Genomic DNA, 15,763 nt, shown 5'->3' on the forward strand with positions numbered 1-15,763 from the left:
AAGGAATGTTAGTTATTATGATGAAAGATACTCTTAGACGTTATAAAGAGCATGATATTATGACAGAAATTAAAACAATGAAACATATGGTTAGTGGCATAGAAAAGGACATAAAAACTATTGTGGATTATGTTCAAAATATATTGCTTCATCAACATTGGAGTGAAGCTTATGGATTGAAACTTACAGAGGAAAGAAAGAGAGAACCCTTTATAAGAAGCTTTGAAGACAAGCTGATTTTCTTAAAAAAACTTGGATATAATCATATATCAGAGCAAAAGCCTAATGAAAATAAAATGATAGGAATATGTCGAGATTTTTCTGTAGTTTCAGCTGCACTTTGTAGAGAGGTAGGGATTCCTGCAAGAGCAAGATGCGGTTTTGCGAGTTATTTTGAGAAAGGAAAATATATTGATCATTGGGTGCTTGAATATTGGAATGAAGAGAAGAAACAGTGGGTAATGGTAGATGCACAGCTAGATACGCTTCAGCAAAAGGCACTAAAGATTACTTTTAACCATTTAGATGTAAGTGAAGAATATTTTATAACAGGACCAAGAGCTTGGCTTAAGTGTAGGGAAGGATTAATTAATCCAGAGTTATTTGGAATTTTTAAATGGTGGGGATATGACTATTTAAGGTGCAACTTAATTTTAGACGTTAATTCATTATTAAAGATTCCAATGCAGCCATGGGACATGTGGGAAGGATATAAGAGTATGGCAATTGAAAAGTGGAGTGAGGAAGACTATGAGGTAATGGATAATCTATCTAGACTTGCTCTGGAGGTTGATAATAACTATGACTCCTTATATGAATATGTGTTGACAAATGGTAAGATAAAAGTACCTGAGGATTTAGGAAAGGTTATAATAGTCTAGAATAAGGGGATAAATATGTCTTATATAGATTCCATGGAAAAAGCATTAGTTTATATAGAAAGTCACTTGCAGGATGATATTGATTTATCTTCTATTGCAAAAGAAGCAGGATATTCTCTTTATCATTTTCATCGTATTTTTAAAGGAGTTGTAGGTGACTCAATCAAAGATTACATTAGGAAGAGAAGAATTACTGAAGCTGCAAAGGAACTAGTGGGTACAAATAGGTCTATTGTGGAAATAGGTATAAGTTATGGGTACGAATCAAGAGAGGCATTTAGTAGAGCCTTTGAAAAAGTTTATGGAAGAAACCCATCAGAGGTAAGAAGAGATAATTTGCTTTATTTTATAAGAGAGCCAATGAACTTTGATTATATGATGTTTCAGTTGAAGTTAAGAAAAGAAGGATTAACACCTCTATTTCGAAAGCTCCCTGAAAGATATGTGGTAGGTAAGAAGTGGAAGGTAAAGGCAGATGGTAGTAACCTTCAAGATATACCGTTGTTTTGGCAAAAGTGGAATACCGAAAAAGAGAGTGAAAAAATAACAGAGCGTAAATATACTGATGAAATTATGGGTATTTGTATATTTTCAGAGGATGATGTTTTTGAGTATATGATAGGTCATGAGGTTAAGAGTATAGAAAATATTCCTGAAGGTATGGTACTCCATAGATTAGAACCATCCTTTTATGCAGTCTTTAGAAGTATGGGACCAATAACAGAAAGTGTACAAAAAACTTGGGACTACATCTATTCAATATGGTTAAATGAATCAGAATATAAACACAGAAACACTGATGATATCGAATATTATTTTTATAATAACGGTGAACTTGTTGCTGAACTTTATATACCTATTATAATAAGATAAAGCCTATAAGTTTACTGATTATGGTATTATATCATTAATAAGGTCTTGAAGACGTAATAAATAGTGAAAATATGATGGGAAATGGAGTGATAACTTGAAGATTTATATTTCAGCTGATATTGAAGGAATAAGTGGGGTTGTAAGTAAAGCTCAGCTTAGTCCAGAGGGATATGATTATCACAGAGCAAGAATGCTTATGACAAAAGAGGTTAATGCAGCTATTGAGGGTGCTATTGAAGCTGGCGCAAAGGAGATAGTAGTAAATGATTCTCATGGACCTATGACTAATATTATTATAGAAGCTTTAAATCCAAAAGCAGATCTAATAACTGGTACCCCTAAAAGACTTGGAATGATGGAGGGAATTGATGATACCTATGATGGGGTTATTCTAATAGGATATCATTCTAAAATGAATACTCCAGGTGTTCTAGCTCACTCATATCATGGAGGTGTTGTTTCAGATATAAAAATTAATGGAAAAAGTGTTGGAGAGTTTGGTATTAATGCTTTTGTTGCTGGTTATTTTGATGTTCCTGTGCTTTTGGTTTCAGGTGATAACATATTATCTGATGAAGTTTCAGCCATAAATGATAAAATAGAAAAAGTTGTTGTAAAAACAACTCAAGGAAGATATGCGGCTAAATGTATATCTCCAGAAATCGTTTATGATATGATTAAAGAAAAGGTTAAAACAGCATTATCAAAGATTGATAATATACCTTCAACTACAGTCAGTGGGGCAATTGAGTTAAAGATTAGTTTTCTAAATAGTGGTTTAGCTGAAGTTGCATCAATTATGCCTCGTACAGAATTAATTGAGCCTAATGTTGTTTTATATAATGCGGATAATATTATAGAAAGTTACAGGGCTTTAATGGCAATGATTCATATAGCGAGTTCTATAAATTAGTTTACTTGGCATATGAAGAGGAGGGGTTTTATGGAGAAAGAATTAAGTTTAAAGAAAGTTGATGAAAGCAATTTTATTGATTGCTTTAATTTAAAACTTGGATATGGTCAAGATAAGCTTGTATCTCATCCAGTTCGTAGTTTGGCTCAGGCATATGTATATTATAATCAATGTACTCCTTTTGCAATTTATGAGGATAACATTATTGTAGGATATGTTATGGTAATTTACGATTATGATGAAGAAACATATAATATCTGGCATATGATGATTGATGAGAAATACCAGGGGAGAGGATTAGGAACAGAAGCCCTGAAATTATGTATAAACTATATAAAATCAAAACCTTTTGGGAATTCAAATGATGTTCTATTAACTTGTAATTTTGATAATTCTCATGCAATTCATATTTATGAAAAGTTAGGTTTTAAAGATACTGGAGAACGTGATGATGATGAAATAATTATGAAGTTAGTAATTTAACTTCATATACAAAATGATTATAAGTACAACCCCTCCACAATGAAAAATATGTTGTGGAGGGGTTGCTTATTTACCTAATATTATAGTAATTTAACCAGCTTTTCTAATGTTTCAGATAGTTCTTTTGCTAGCATAAAGTCTTTAACTCTTAAGGCTGCTTCTATTTGTGTTTCAATTGACTTTTTATTTTGTTCAATTTCTAAGTAGTCTTTGCCAAAATGATTAGCATAGATTCTTTGTCTAAATTTACGCATACGTACTTTTCTAATGGTCTTATCTTCAATGATTAAAACAGAATCCATACAGTTTACTACGGTATAGAAATCATGAGAAATCATTAAGATAGCACCTTTGTAGTTTTTTATAGCTTTTTCTAGTGCTATTTGTGAATATGTATCTAAATGACTTGTAGGTTCATCAAGTAGCAGTATATTTGCTTGACTAGCAGAGATTTTAGCCAATTGAAGCATGTTTTTTTCTCCGCCAGATAAAGCACTTATTTTCTGATTAACTGATTCTTCATCAAAACCATAGTCTAAAACATGAGCTTTAATATCATCACGAGTTTTAAAACCAGCATCAAAGAACTCTTCAAGTATTGTATTAGATTCATTTAGTGTTTTGTTTTGAAGCTGAGATAAATAAGCTACAGTAGCATTCTCATTCATTTTGATAGCAGGATTGTTATTTGCAAAAATTTCTTGTAGTAAAGTGGTTTTCCCTGTACCATTTGAACCTATAATAGCTACTTTTTCAGTAGGGTTAAGTTCAAAGGTAACATTTTCTAAAAGTACATCATCAAAGGAAACACTATAATCATTAACTTCTAAAGCAAGACCTTCTTTAATTTCATCATATGTAAATAGATTGATATTAGGTTCTTTAATCTCTATAAATGGAGCTTTAATTCTACGCTTTTCTAATCTTTCTTGGATTTTAACTCTAGCGTTTAATGTTCTTCCTCTAAATGCTTCGGCATTATCAGTTGCTATATCTCTTAGTTTCTTTATTAAGAGTTCGTTTCTAGCAATTTCTGCATCATCCTCAGCAGCAAGTTCTTGAAGTTCAATTTTAGTTTGAAGTAAGGAGAAGTTATAATCTATATAGCTTCCATCAAACTCTTGTAGTTCCAGGTTCTCAAGATGAAGAATTTTATTGAAACAATGATTTAATAGATATCTGTTGTGAGTAATAACTAACATTGTTCCTTGGTGTGAATTGATTAGATCTTTAAGGGATTTAAGGTTCTCAAAGTCTAAAAACACATCAGGTTCGTCCATAATAATCAAGCTTGGATTATTTAGCATTGCTTTAACTACTTGAATAAGTTTAAATTGCCCACCACTAAGCTCAGACATCATTGAATTTTTATATTTAATCAAATCTGTAAGGTTTAGTTGTTTGTCTATAGTATTTTCGAAATCATTACCACCTATTGCGTCAAAAGCATCTAAAGCTTCTTGGTACTTTTCTAATAAAGTATCAATATCTGAAGAAGTTTCCATTTCAGTGCATATAGCTGTTATTTCATTTTGTAGTTTAATGAAATCTTCTCCTATATATTCGAAAACTGTAACATCTTTCCCTTCGTCTAATTTAGGGAATTGACTTACATAACCAATTCTACAATTAGGGTCTATCTCTAGGGTACCATCAAACATATATTTTTCAGGATCCATTATCATATCTATAAGTGTACTCTTTCCACTACCATTTGTTCCTATAAAGGCACAATGTTGATCTTCTTCTAATGTAAATGAAATATTATTATATAGATCTTTTTGTGGATATGAGTAGGATAAGTTATAAGCTTTTATCATATTATTACCTCTCTTTACAATTAAAAAAGAGCCTATAAAAATAAGCTCTTAGTATATTAATTTACTAATTTAAATTTCACACTTAGGTTTATGTTGAAAAGACTTTTATTAAGTTTAACATTGATAGCATAACACCTTTTTTTACTAAGTTCAATGATTTCATACAATAAACTTTCTTATAAATTATGGTAGAGTCATTGACAAAGAATTTAGATGTAATTAAGATGAAATTAGTTGATGCAATAATTTATAAAAGGGGTATGATTATGAATAAAATGAAAAAACTAGCAGTGGGCTTAATTTTAATTATATCAACAACCATGTTATATGGATGTTGGTTTGAAACACCTAGAGTTAATACAGGTAGCTACTTTAGAGATGTCAAAAAAGGTAGAACTGATGTTCAAAAGTTATTTGCTATGGTTGAAGAAGAATCAAAGCAAAACATTAAGCAAGATTTTAATGGGAATAGTTTTTCAGAAGAAACTCAAAATAAATTATTGAAAAAGCTAAAGGGTATAGATTATAAGATAGAGAGTGAAAATATTGATGGGGATAGAGCTAGGGTTAGGGCTAATATAAAAGGTATGGATTTTAATATTATTGTAGGAAAGGCTATGGAAGAAACTTTTAGTTACATACATGAGCAAGCTCTTTCTGGAGTTCAAATATCTGAGAAAGAAAAAAATGCTTATTTTGATAATTTGGTTAATAAATATTTAGATCAAGTTACTTATAGTGATAGAGTATCATATGTTGATGTGGAAAAGGTTGATAAAAAATGGATTATTAAAGAAAGTGCTGCAATATCGAAGTTGTTGTTAGGAATTGATGAATATACTTTCGATAATGAAAATCAAGATTCAGAAGCAGTACAAGCAATGAGTTTAAACACTCCATTTACAGTAAAAACCGAAATGGGAAACTATAATTTAACTATTGAAGGTGCAAAAGCAATAGGAAATGGTTGGTGGTCTGAACTAAATGGTAGTCAGGTAGTAGCATTAGATTATAATTATGAAAATATAAGCTTTGGGGTAAATAATGTTACTATGCTTTATATTGGTGAATCAGCTTTTCAAATTTTAGATGATGAAGGAAAAATTGTTGATATATATCCAGCATCCGAGGAAAGTAGGGCACCTGAGAATATTGGAATAGGAGAAAAATGCACGGCAACTGCAACGTTTAAGGTTAAAAGTGATAGCAAAAACTTAAATGTTGTATTTACAAGAGGAAGTAGAAAAATATGCAAGATAAGAGTTCCAATTAATTAAATATATATGAAATAGATATAGAACATATTGGTTTTTAGAAATAGATGTGATAATATTTAGTAAGAAAATAGTCGGATTTTGCAACATATAAATAGATTGGAGAGACGTTTATGATAATCGATAAAATGGACAATATCTTATTGTATAAATCAATGGTGCCTAATTTAGAGGTTGGGTTAAATGCTATAAAACAATTAGCGGTTTTTGAGGAAGGTAAGTATACCTTTGAAGGTGGATTTTACATGATTCAAAAAGGTGAAACTAAATCTTTAGATGAGGGAACTTTTGAAGCTCATCGTAAATATATAGATATTCAGATAGTTGTAGAAGGCAGCGAAGAGGTTGCTTGGTCAGATATTAAAGATCTCACAACAGTAATTGAATATGATGATACAAAAGATGCAGAACGTTTCGAAGGAGACAAGAGTCACAATATTCTTGTATCAAAAGATATGTTTTACATAGCATTTCCTCATGATGCACACAGAGCAACAGGACATACAAAAGAAAAACACAGCTACACCAAAATAGTAATGAAATTACCAGTGGAAGCTTAATATAAAAGACAAAGGGATTATATGATAAAACGTATAAGTCCTTTGTCTTTTATTGAGTTATAACAAGTTTACTTACTGCATGATATAAAATAAGAGGCTGTTTTCTTAGATTAAATAATCTTAGTTAGAAGACAAACTTGACTTAAGTATTTAATGAAGCTTCATAAACAGGTACCCCATCCAATTTTCCGTTGACCTCTTTACTTGCCATCAATGTAACTGCTTTTACTGGAATCTTAATTAGCTCATATTGAATTAAGTTATCCAAATCTATAGATTCTTCGTTAAATACAACTCTTCGTCCTAAGGTTATATGAGGTGTAAAAAGTTTATCATAAAATCCTATTTTGTTTTTTAATAATAGTGTAGAAAACTCTTTATGTAGCTTAGAGAGAACAGGATTTTCTTCTATTCCCACCCATAGAATATTGGTATTTTTTCTTTTAAAAACGCCTAAATTACTTAAGTATAATTCAAAAGGCTGGATAGTTAAAACCGCTGTATCTATAATTTCTTTTATTTTTTCAATTTGAAGGTCATCAGATTCTCCTATAAAGCGAATTGTTAGGTGAAAGTTATTCTTGCGAGTAAAGCTGCCCTCAATGCAGTTATTTTTTATATTTGATGTTATTTGTTCAAAATAATTTTTGATTTTATCTTCAAAATTTATAGCAATATATGTTCTCAAATTTTTCACCTTTCTTAATTAGAAGATCTTATTCTGATTTATCAAAACCTTCATCTAGTATTCAGTACAGAATTTGTGCATAATTTCTAAGAGTGGAATTAATCTTTTGCCTATATCGATTAAAATATATTCAACTTTAGGTAATTTTCTCTAAATATCACTAAAGCTTAGTTTGCTATAACTTAAATACCACAAAATAAGTGTTTTCTACTTTCCAGATACTATGTATTGTAGCAAAACCATTGGATATTTTTCGTATTTTGCACATTTTTCTTTAATATAACATTCTTCATGAATGTTTGATATTTCAATAATTTTGATCACCCCACAGATCCATGGTGACTTTTTTTGTAACTATATGACAAAAAAAAGTGCCTTCTTGATAAATGAATATTTTACTAATATTATAGTATCATAGAAAAATAATTTTAGGTAGATATCATAAATAAGTGCACATTTTAATTTAAAATAAATATGAAAATCAAGAACATTTAAAATTCCAGATAGTTTTGTAGAATAGTATAAGAAAAATAATCTTAATGATGAGAATAGTAATAAGCACCCTATTTTAAAATATACCTTCAATATTAAAAGAGTTTTAGTAATTTAATAGATTTGTATAAGATTACATAAATCTTTTACAAATCTATTGACACCTTATTTATAATATGATATCCTGTTGTTAAAATAATTAAGTTAAATTAATTAGGATTGTTACTGATAAGCAGGCAAGACCTAAATATTGAGTTAGTATATATGTGTGTATATTAACTTAATGTTTAGGTTTTTTTATATTTATATATTTTCTACTATGCATTCGGAGGTATTTATGAGGATTACGCGTATTATAAATAATAATGTAATTTGCGCAGTTAATGAGAGAAATCAAGAAAGAATCCTTTTAGGTTCTGGAATTGGCTTCCAAAAGAAAAAAGGTGATGAGGTTGATACAGGAAAGATAGAGAAAGAGTTTTTCCTTAAGTCAAAAAATGTAGCAGGTAAGCTATATTCACTTTTAGCACAAATTCCTATGGAGCATATGAGAGTTACTGAAAATATTATAAAGTATGCAAAAGAAAACCTAAATCATGAGTTTAATGAAAATATATATATTTTATTAACTGATCATATAAGTTTTGCAATATCAAGACAGGAATCTGGAATGGATTTTAGTAATGCTTTTTTGTGGGAGGTTAAAAGGTTTTATTTTGATGAATTTAAGGTTGGATTAAAGGCTTTAAGTATAATTAAGGAAGAGTTAAATGTAGAGCTTCCAGAAGATGAAGCAGCAGCAATAGCTATGCATATTGTAAATTCAGAGCTTGGTTCTGAAAGTAATAAAGATGTTATAAAAATTACTGAGTTCATCCAAAATGTTTTAAATATAATAAGGTATCAATACAAAATAGATTTTGATGAAGAGGATTTACATTACAACAGGTTTATAACCCACCTAAAGTTTTTTGCTTATAGGATACTAAATGGGAATAAAGAACTATCTGATGAAGATGAGGATTTTAAAGAAATAGTTAAGGTTAGATATCCTAGAGAGTATGAATGTAGCTTAAAAATTGCGGATTTAATAAAGAATAAATATAACAAGAATTTATCTTCTGATGAACTTGTATATTTAACAGTTCATATAAAGAGGATTACTATTAATCAAAAAGAATAATTGTATCTAATAGGATTGTTACTGACAAGGCAGGCAAGACCTAGAGTATGCTTTAATGGAAATTTCACACCATTAAGTATACTCTAGGTCTTTTTTTATAAAAATAAAACTAAAGGAGAGGTAATCATGAATAATAAAAAACTAGCTACTGATTTATTAAAACTAGTAGGTGGAGAAAAAAATGTTGTTAGCGTTACTCATTGCATGACTCGTTTAAGATTTAACTTAAATGATATCAATAATGCTAAGGCAGACGAGATTAAAAAGTTAGAGGGGGTACAGGGAGTTGTAAATAAAAATGGGCAATTCCAGGTTGTAATTGGAACTAATGTAAGTAATGTAAGTGATGAATTTCATAAATTAGGTAATTTTGGTGAAAATGAATCTTCATCAGAGGATAAGGAAACTGGAATAATAAATAAAGTTTTAGGTGCTATAACTGCAATATTTACTCCTGTTATACCAGCTTTAGCGGGATCAGGTATGATAAAAGCGGTGCTTGCATTATTAAAGACCTTTGGACTTGTAGATGCAGGTTCACAAACATATATATTCTTAGCTTTTGTAAGTGATACTGTATTTTATTTTTTACCAGTAATATTAGCATTTTCAGCTGCGAAAAGATTTAAGTGTAGTCCATATTTAGCAGCCGTATTAGGTGCTGCATTACTACATCCAAGTTTTACAGCTTTAAACACTGGAGATCCAGTTCATTTCTTTGGAATTCCAATAAGGATGATTTCTTATGCATCTAGTGTTGTACCAATATTACTAATCGTATTTGCTCAATCTTATATTGAAAGATTTGCTAAAAAGATATCACCAAATGCAGTAAAAGTATTTTTAGTACCACTAATTACTATTTTATTTACATCAATCATTGGATTTGCTATACTTGGGCCTTTAGGCAATATAATAGGCCAGGGAATTGCTGTAGGAATGAATTTTATAAATAATAAGGCTGGATGGCTTATACCTGTAGTTATGGGGACCTTCACTCCATTCTTTATTATGACTGGAATGCATTATACTTTTGCCCCTATTCAACAGATTCAATATGCAACTTTAGGATATGGAACTATATTAGGACCAGGAATGTTGTCTTCCAATATAGCACAAGCAACATCTGCATTAATGGTTGCTATTAAGACTAAAAATAAAGATTTAAAACAATTAGGGTTTTCAAGTAGTATAACTGCTTATATGGGTATCACAGAACCAGCTCTTTATGGAGTAAACTTTAAGTTAAAGAAACCTTTATATGCTGCTATGATAGGTGGTGGTGTTGCAGGGTTGTATGCAGGAATAACAGGAATAAGAACCTATGCATCAGCAACAGCAGGATTTGCAGCTATACCAGTTTATATATCAGACGATTTATCTAATGTCAGAAATGCATGTATTACAATTGCTATATCTATTATTGCTACTGTAATTGCATCAATAGTTATTGGATTCAAGGATATAGATGGAGAAGAAAGTAAGAATTCTGAGAATACTATTCCTCCTTCAGTAGTTGGAGAGTTGACTGTTAAAAGTGTTTCAAATGGAAAAGTTGTAGCATTGTCAGAAGTTAAAGATGATGTGTTTTCCCAAGAAATAATGGGAAAAGGGATTGCTATAATGCCATCTGTTGGGGAAATTTACTCACCTGTAGATGGAACAGTAGAGGCTGTGTTTAAAACAAAACATGCTATAGGCTTAAAGAGTAAAGATGGGGTTGAACTTTTAATTCATATAGGAATAGATACTGTTGAGTTAGAAGGGAAATACTTTATATCTCACATAGATCAAGGAAGTGAAGTAAAGGCTGGGGATTTATTAGTAGAGTTTGATAAAGAAGCTATACAAAAAGAAGGATATGATATAATAACTCCTATTATTGTTACAAATTCAGCTAACTATATGGATATTTTACCTACAGAAAAAACACAGATAAATAAGGGAGAGACTATATTGAGAGTTCTTCCATAAGGAGAGTGATTTAAGTGAAAACAATGTTTCCCGATGATTTTCTATGGGGAGGAGCTATAGCTGCAAATCAGTGTGAAGGAGCATACCTAGAAGATGGAAAAGGTTTATCTATACAAGATATAATGCCAAGGGGCATAGTAGGAAGCGTTTCTGATGGACCTATAGAATCAAATCTTAAATTAATAGGAATAGATTTTTATCATAGATATAAAGAAGACATAAAGCTGTTTGCAGAAATGGGTTTTAAAACTTTTAGATTTTCTATAGCATGGTCTAGAATATTTCCTAAAGGAGATGAAAAAGAACCAAACGAAGCAGGATTAAAATTCTATGAAAATGTTATAGATGAGTGCTTAAAATACGGTATAGAACCATTAGTAACTCTTTCTCACTATGAAACACCGCTACATTTAGCAAAACAATATGATGGATGGAAAAGTAGAAAACTTATTAAGTTTTTTGAGAATTACTGTACAGTAGTATTTAATAGATACAAGGGTAAGGTAAAATATTGGCTTACTTTCAATGAGATAAATGCAGTTTTACATTTTCCTTTAATGGGAGCTGGAATATTAACGCCTAAGGAGGAATTATCTAAGCAGGAAATATATCAAGCAGCACACCATGAGCTTGTTGCAAGTGCATTAGCGGTTAAGCTTGCTCACGAGATAATTCCAGGTGCAAAGGTAGGATGTATGGTTCTAGGAGCCATAAACTATCCTATGACACCAAATCCAGATGATATGATTGCTGTTATGGAGAGAGATCGCCAGTTAATGTTCTTTACAGATGTACATGTTAAAGGTAAATATCCTAATTACACTAAGAAACTTTTTAAGGAGATGGGTGTAAAAATTAACATGGAAGAAGATGATGAGGAAATCTTGAAAAATACTGTTGACTTTGTTTCCTTTAGTTATTATATGAGTAAATGTACAGCTAAGGACTTAGATAAATATGAAAAAGGCAGAGGCAACCTTACTTCAGGAGTTAAGAATCCTTACCTAAAGGAATCAGAGTGGGGATGGCAGATAGACCCTCAGGGATTAAGATATATTTGTAACTATTTTTATGATAGATACGAAAAGCCACTATTTATTGTTGAAAATGGTTTAGGTGCAGTGGACAGGTTGGAAGTAGTAAATGGTGAAAAAACAGTCAATGATGATTATAGAATAAAATATTTAAATGACCATCTATTAGAGCTTGGAAAAGCTATAGAGGATGGTGTTGAAGTAATGGGATATACAAGCTGGGGATGTATAGATTTAGTAAGTGCATCAACTGCTGAGCTTAAGAAAAGATACGGATTTATTTATGTAGATAGAAATAATGATGGATCGGGTACTCTTGAGCGTTATAAAAAGAAAAGTTTTCATTGGTATAAAGAAGTTATCTCAACTAATGGGGCTATTATAAAGTAGTTGTTTTTAGCTGTATAAAAAGATAAACAAGTGAATATAGCATAATCACTTGTTTATTTTTTAAAATTACTTTTATAAAAATATTTCTATCAAATTATTAGATGTAATTTTTTGTTTTTTATATCACTAGTAACTTTTCCATCTTTTATTTCGATTATTCTATCTGCTTTTTCAGCTATTCTATTATCATGAGTTATAACTATAAAAGTGGTTTTCATTTTTTCATTTATATCTCTAAGAAGATTGTAAATACTTTCAGTAGATTCTGAATCTAGGTTTCCGGTTGGTTCATCAGCAAGTACTATTTTAGGGTTATTAATTAAAGCTCTTGCTATAGCCGTTCTTTGTTGTTGGCCTCCTGACATATTGGTTGACATATTATTTTTTACTTTACTTAAACCTACTAAGTCTAGAAGTTCATTAGCTCTTTCCTTGATTTCCTTTGAAGGCTTTGAATTTCCTATCATAAAAGGCATTAGAACATTTTCAAGAGCTGTAAACTCAGGAAGAAGATAATGAAACTGAAATATAAACCCAATAGTTTTGTTTCTTAAATCTGCTAATTGATTCTTTTTCATTGTATCTGTTCTTATTCCATCAATATATATTTCTCCATTAGTTGGTTTATCTAAGGTTCCCATTATATTAAGAAGTGTACTTTTTCCACTTCCAGAAGCACCAATAATTGAATTAAAGGTACCTTCTTGAAAGGATAGATTTACATTATTTAAAACTTGAGTTTTAAGTACTTGACCATATACTTTATCTATATTTTTCATTTCAATAATATTACGCATTTCTAATCACCTCTATTGGATTTAATTTTGAAGAACCTCTTGCAGGAATTAATGCTGCCAATGTTGAAGCTATAAGTGCTATAACAGCTGATATTATTATAAAGTTGTAATTGATATATAATTCAACTACAGGAGTTCCATCAGGATTTAGAGCAAATTTTGTAAAGATAAAACTTAATCCTAAACCTAAAGCCACTCCAAGTATTGCTCCCATTAAGCCTAATAAAAATCCTTCAAATAGAAAAATTAAACTTGATTGGCTGTCCTTAATTCCCATAGCTTTAAGTATTCCAATCTGTTTCGATTTTTGTACTACAGTTATAATTAAAACACTAGCTATACCTAATATAACTGATACCATAACAAATACTTGAATCATATAACTTGATATGCTTTGACCGTTTAAACCACTTAATAATGATGCATTTTGATCTTTCCAGTTATCAACCTTAATATCACTTCTACTAATGTTGGAATCTATAACTTCTGCAATCTCATCTGCTTTAAATACATCAGTTACCTGCATTTCAATACCAGTTATTTTATCACCCGTAGAGAACAATTCTTTTGCAGAAGATAAATCAGTTATAAGCCATGATTTATTGATGCTAGCTACTTTTAGGTCATAAAATCCAGTTACTATTAAAGTTTTTACATCACCTGAGTTAGTTATTAAATCAACCTTATCATTTAGATTAAGGTTAAGCTCTTCTTTTAAATCTTTTCCTATTAATGTTTCAAATTTATTGCTTGGAACTGTACCTTCATAAATACTATCTTTGAGATCATAAATTTTATCTGAATCATCAATATTCATACCACGTACTAGAACTGAGTATGTTTTAAAATCTGTTTTAATAAGTGCAGGCGAATCTGATACTACCGAAACATCTTTTATTCTTGAATCTGATTCTTTTATCTTATCAACTATGTTATTATAATCAGATATTAATATATCAGAAGTATCTGATGATAAGGTTACTTGAGAAGAATTACCTACCGTTTTATCAATTAAACTCTTCTGAAGCCCTTGTATTAAGGAGCCTATAAATATCTGAACTGAAACACCAACTGCTATTCCTAAGGCTATAAGAGCAGTTTGACCTTTTGTAGATTTTAAAAATCTTAGTGCTATTTTAAATGAAATTTTCAACTTAATCGCTCCTTTATAAGTTAATTTGTATTATTTATTAATAACTGTTATTATTTATATATTAATAGTATATTACAATATGAAATAAATCAATATATTTAATATAAAAATATTTCGGTATGTGTTAAAATTATATGAAGAGGTGACTGCTATGGAAAAAAGTATTTCTGATAATATAAGATATTTAAGAAGTTTAAAAAAGTACACTCAAAAAGAGTTTGCTTCTTTACTGGGAGTAGCACAAACTACTGTTGCAAATTATGAAAATGGGCTTAGAGTTCCTGATGCTCAGAAACTTCAAAAAATTGCAGATATATTTGAGGTATCTTTGGACTCTTTATTAGGACGAGAGAGTAGAAAAGAGAATAGCAGTATAATTCAGAAGAAATTATTATTAACAAATAATAAAGAGGAATATTTTAAGATATATTTAAATTTACTTTTGGAAGGGAAGGGCACAGATGCAAGAGATTTTATAATAGGTCTATATCACCAAGGATTGCCTATGAAATCTATATATTTTGATATCTTTGAAAAAGCATTAAAGGATGTAGGGACTTTTTGGGAGAGTGGAAAAGTAGATGTTTGGCAGGAGCACTTTATTTCTGAAGTAACTATGGATTTAATGAGAGAAATAAAAAGCAAAGAGCAAAGAAAAAAGAAAAATTTGTGTTATGTAATGGGGGTAACAGCTGGTGCAGAGCTTCATAATATTGGACTTAAAATGATTTTAGATACTCTAGAAATAGAAGGGGGAAAATCACTTTATCTAGGTTCTAATGTACCAGTTCGAAGTTTGGTGAATGCAGTTAAAAGTGAAAAACCTGATTTATTAGCTATATCAGTAACAATAGATCATCATATAGAATCAGTAAAATATATGATTGAAGCCATAAGAGAGAATATAAAAGCTAAAGTGCCAAAGATTGTTGTTGGGGGAGGAGCCTTTAAAAATGATCCAAAGCTCTGGAAATCAACTGGGGCAGATAGATATTCAGAAAGTGTAGAGGATTTGATTTCTTTAGTGAGTATTTAGTGAATATTATTTTGAATAAGCAAGTGATGATTAGTGAATATCGTTACTTGTTTTTGTTTATTTTAAATAGTATTATACAATCTTATAGAGCATTAGATAGTTTTATGACAAATAGTTAATAGAATGTTGACAAATTTTACGAAACACTATAAAATAATACAGGGATGTAAATGATAATTACTTTCATTATCTTTTACCAATCAAAGATTTTA

The 15,763-nt window shown here is 30.1% G+C and carries 14 protein-coding genes; 10 read left to right on the plus strand and 4 right to left on the minus strand.

All coding sequences use genetic code 11. The annotated features are described in order from the left end of the window. The 4 genes from B3N22_RS04745 to B3N22_RS04760 all read left to right on the plus strand — a co-directional run. Window positions 1-881 (plus strand): transglutaminase-like domain-containing protein (locus tag B3N22_RS04745; protein WP_286905207.1); only part of this gene is annotated, 881 nt, incomplete at its 5' end. Window positions 882-896: 15 nt separating this feature from the next. Next, window positions 897-1,754 carry an AraC family transcriptional regulator gene (locus B3N22_RS04750; protein WP_286905208.1) on the plus strand — a complete coding sequence of 286 codons (858 nt, stop codon included), beginning with the start codon at window positions 897-899 and terminating at the stop codon, window positions 1,752-1,754. 94 nt (window positions 1,755-1,848) lie between these two features. Further along, window positions 1,849-2,667, plus strand: coding sequence for a M55 family metallopeptidase (locus B3N22_RS04755; protein ID WP_286905209.1), 819 nt, complete (start codon window positions 1,849-1,851; stop codon window positions 2,665-2,667). A gap of 30 nt (window positions 2,668-2,697) precedes the next feature. Next, window positions 2,698-3,150 (plus strand): GNAT family N-acetyltransferase, encoded by a 453-nt coding sequence (locus tag B3N22_RS04760; RefSeq protein WP_286905210.1) that lies wholly within the window; start codon window positions 2,698-2,700, stop codon window positions 3,148-3,150. Between the two features lie 80 nt (window positions 3,151-3,230). On the opposite strand, the gene B3N22_RS04765 is transcribed toward B3N22_RS04760, so the two are convergent. Beyond that, window positions 3,231-4,970, minus strand: a complete 1,740-nt coding sequence (locus B3N22_RS04765; protein ID WP_286905211.1) for an ABC-F family ATP-binding cassette domain-containing protein — start codon at window positions 4,968-4,970, stop codon at window positions 3,231-3,233. Between the two features lie 266 nt (window positions 4,971-5,236). Here B3N22_RS04765 and B3N22_RS04770 point away from each other — a divergent pair, with 266 nt between their 5' ends. Both B3N22_RS04770 and B3N22_RS04775 read left to right on the plus strand, forming a co-directional pair. Then, complete coding sequence (locus B3N22_RS04770) at window positions 5,237-6,247, plus strand: hypothetical protein (protein ID WP_286905212.1); 1,011 nt, start codon at window positions 5,237-5,239, stop codon at window positions 6,245-6,247. 110 nt (window positions 6,248-6,357) lie between these two features. Next, a complete protein-coding gene (locus B3N22_RS04775) occupies window positions 6,358-6,804 on the plus strand; it encodes a NanQ anomerase/TabA/YiaL family protein (RefSeq protein ID WP_286905213.1) in 447 nt (148 codons plus the stop codon). A 142-nt stretch (window positions 6,805-6,946) separates the two neighbouring features. On the opposite strand, the gene thpR is transcribed toward B3N22_RS04775, so the two are convergent. Beyond that, window positions 6,947-7,492 (minus strand): RNA 2',3'-cyclic phosphodiesterase, encoded by a 546-nt coding sequence (thpR, locus tag B3N22_RS04780; RefSeq protein ID WP_286905214.1) that lies wholly within the window; start codon window positions 7,490-7,492, stop codon window positions 6,947-6,949. A gap of 829 nt (window positions 7,493-8,321) precedes the next feature. On the opposite strand from thpR, the gene licT reads away from it, so the two are divergent. From licT to B3N22_RS04795, 3 genes are all read left to right on the plus strand, one after another. Next, window positions 8,322-9,167 (plus strand): BglG family transcription antiterminator LicT, encoded by an 846-nt coding sequence (gene licT, locus B3N22_RS04785; RefSeq protein ID WP_286905215.1) that lies wholly within the window; start codon window positions 8,322-8,324, stop codon window positions 9,165-9,167. A 126-nt stretch (window positions 9,168-9,293) separates the two neighbouring features. After that, window positions 9,294-11,141, plus strand: a complete 1,848-nt coding sequence (locus B3N22_RS04790; RefSeq protein WP_286905216.1) for a beta-glucoside-specific PTS transporter subunit IIABC — start codon at window positions 9,294-9,296, stop codon at window positions 11,139-11,141. A 23-nt stretch (window positions 11,142-11,164) separates the two neighbouring features. Next, window positions 11,165-12,565, plus strand: a complete 1,401-nt coding sequence (locus B3N22_RS04795) for a glycoside hydrolase family 1 protein (RefSeq protein ID WP_414632224.1) — start codon at window positions 11,165-11,167, stop codon at window positions 12,563-12,565. Window positions 12,566-12,654: 89 nt separating this feature from the next. On the opposite strand, the gene B3N22_RS04800 is transcribed toward B3N22_RS04795, so the two are convergent. Together B3N22_RS04800 and B3N22_RS04805 are read right to left on the minus strand one after the other, a co-directional pair. Then, window positions 12,655-13,362: an ABC transporter ATP-binding protein gene (locus B3N22_RS04800; protein WP_286905218.1), complete on the minus strand. Its 708-nt coding sequence runs from the start codon at window positions 13,360-13,362 to the stop codon at window positions 12,655-12,657. Then, window positions 13,355-14,515, minus strand: coding sequence for an ABC transporter permease (locus B3N22_RS04805; protein WP_286905219.1), 1,161 nt, complete (start codon window positions 14,513-14,515; stop codon window positions 13,355-13,357). The genes B3N22_RS04800 and B3N22_RS04805 overlap by 8 nt, the downstream gene beginning before the upstream one ends. Before the next feature lie 151 nt (window positions 14,516-14,666). On the opposite strand from B3N22_RS04805, the gene B3N22_RS04810 reads away from it, so the two are divergent. Further along, window positions 14,667-15,551, plus strand: coding sequence for a cobalamin-dependent protein (locus tag B3N22_RS04810; protein ID WP_286905220.1), 885 nt, complete (start codon window positions 14,667-14,669; stop codon window positions 15,549-15,551). The last annotated feature ends 212 nt before the right edge of the window (window positions 15,552-15,763 follow it).

Source organism: Clostridium sp. UBA1652 (assembly GCF_002320975.1).
GTDB lineage: Bacteria > Bacillota > Clostridia > Clostridiales > Clostridiaceae > Clostridium_T > Clostridium_T intestinale.

Excerpts from the sequence above, each read along its gene's own strand:
- B3N22_RS04750 (WP_286905208.1), top strand. The coding sequence starts at position 897 with ATGTCTTATATAGATTCCATGGAAAAAGCATTAGTTTATATAGAAAGT.
- B3N22_RS04760 (WP_286905210.1), top strand. The coding sequence starts at position 2,698 with ATGGAGAAAGAATTAAGTTTAAAGAAAGTTGATGAAAGCAATTTTATT.
- B3N22_RS04765 (WP_286905211.1), bottom strand. The coding sequence starts at position 4,970 with ATGATAAAAGCTTATAACTTATCCTACTCATATCCACAAAAAGATCTA.
- B3N22_RS04770 (WP_286905212.1), top strand. The coding sequence starts at position 5,237 with ATGAATAAAATGAAAAAACTAGCAGTGGGCTTAATTTTAATTATATCA.
- B3N22_RS04775 (WP_286905213.1), top strand. The coding sequence starts at position 6,358 with ATGATAATCGATAAAATGGACAATATCTTATTGTATAAATCAATGGTG.
- licT (WP_286905215.1), top strand. The coding sequence starts at position 8,322 with ATGAGGATTACGCGTATTATAAATAATAATGTAATTTGCGCAGTTAAT.
- B3N22_RS04790 (WP_286905216.1), top strand. The coding sequence starts at position 9,294 with ATGAATAATAAAAAACTAGCTACTGATTTATTAAAACTAGTAGGTGGA.
- B3N22_RS04795 (WP_414632224.1), top strand. The coding sequence starts at position 11,165 with ATGTTTCCCGATGATTTTCTATGGGGAGGAGCTATAGCTGCAAATCAG.
- B3N22_RS04800 (WP_286905218.1), bottom strand. The coding sequence starts at position 13,362 with ATGCGTAATATTATTGAAATGAAAAATATAGATAAAGTATATGGTCAA.
- B3N22_RS04810 (WP_286905220.1), top strand. The coding sequence starts at position 14,667 with ATGGAAAAAAGTATTTCTGATAATATAAGATATTTAAGAAGTTTAAAA.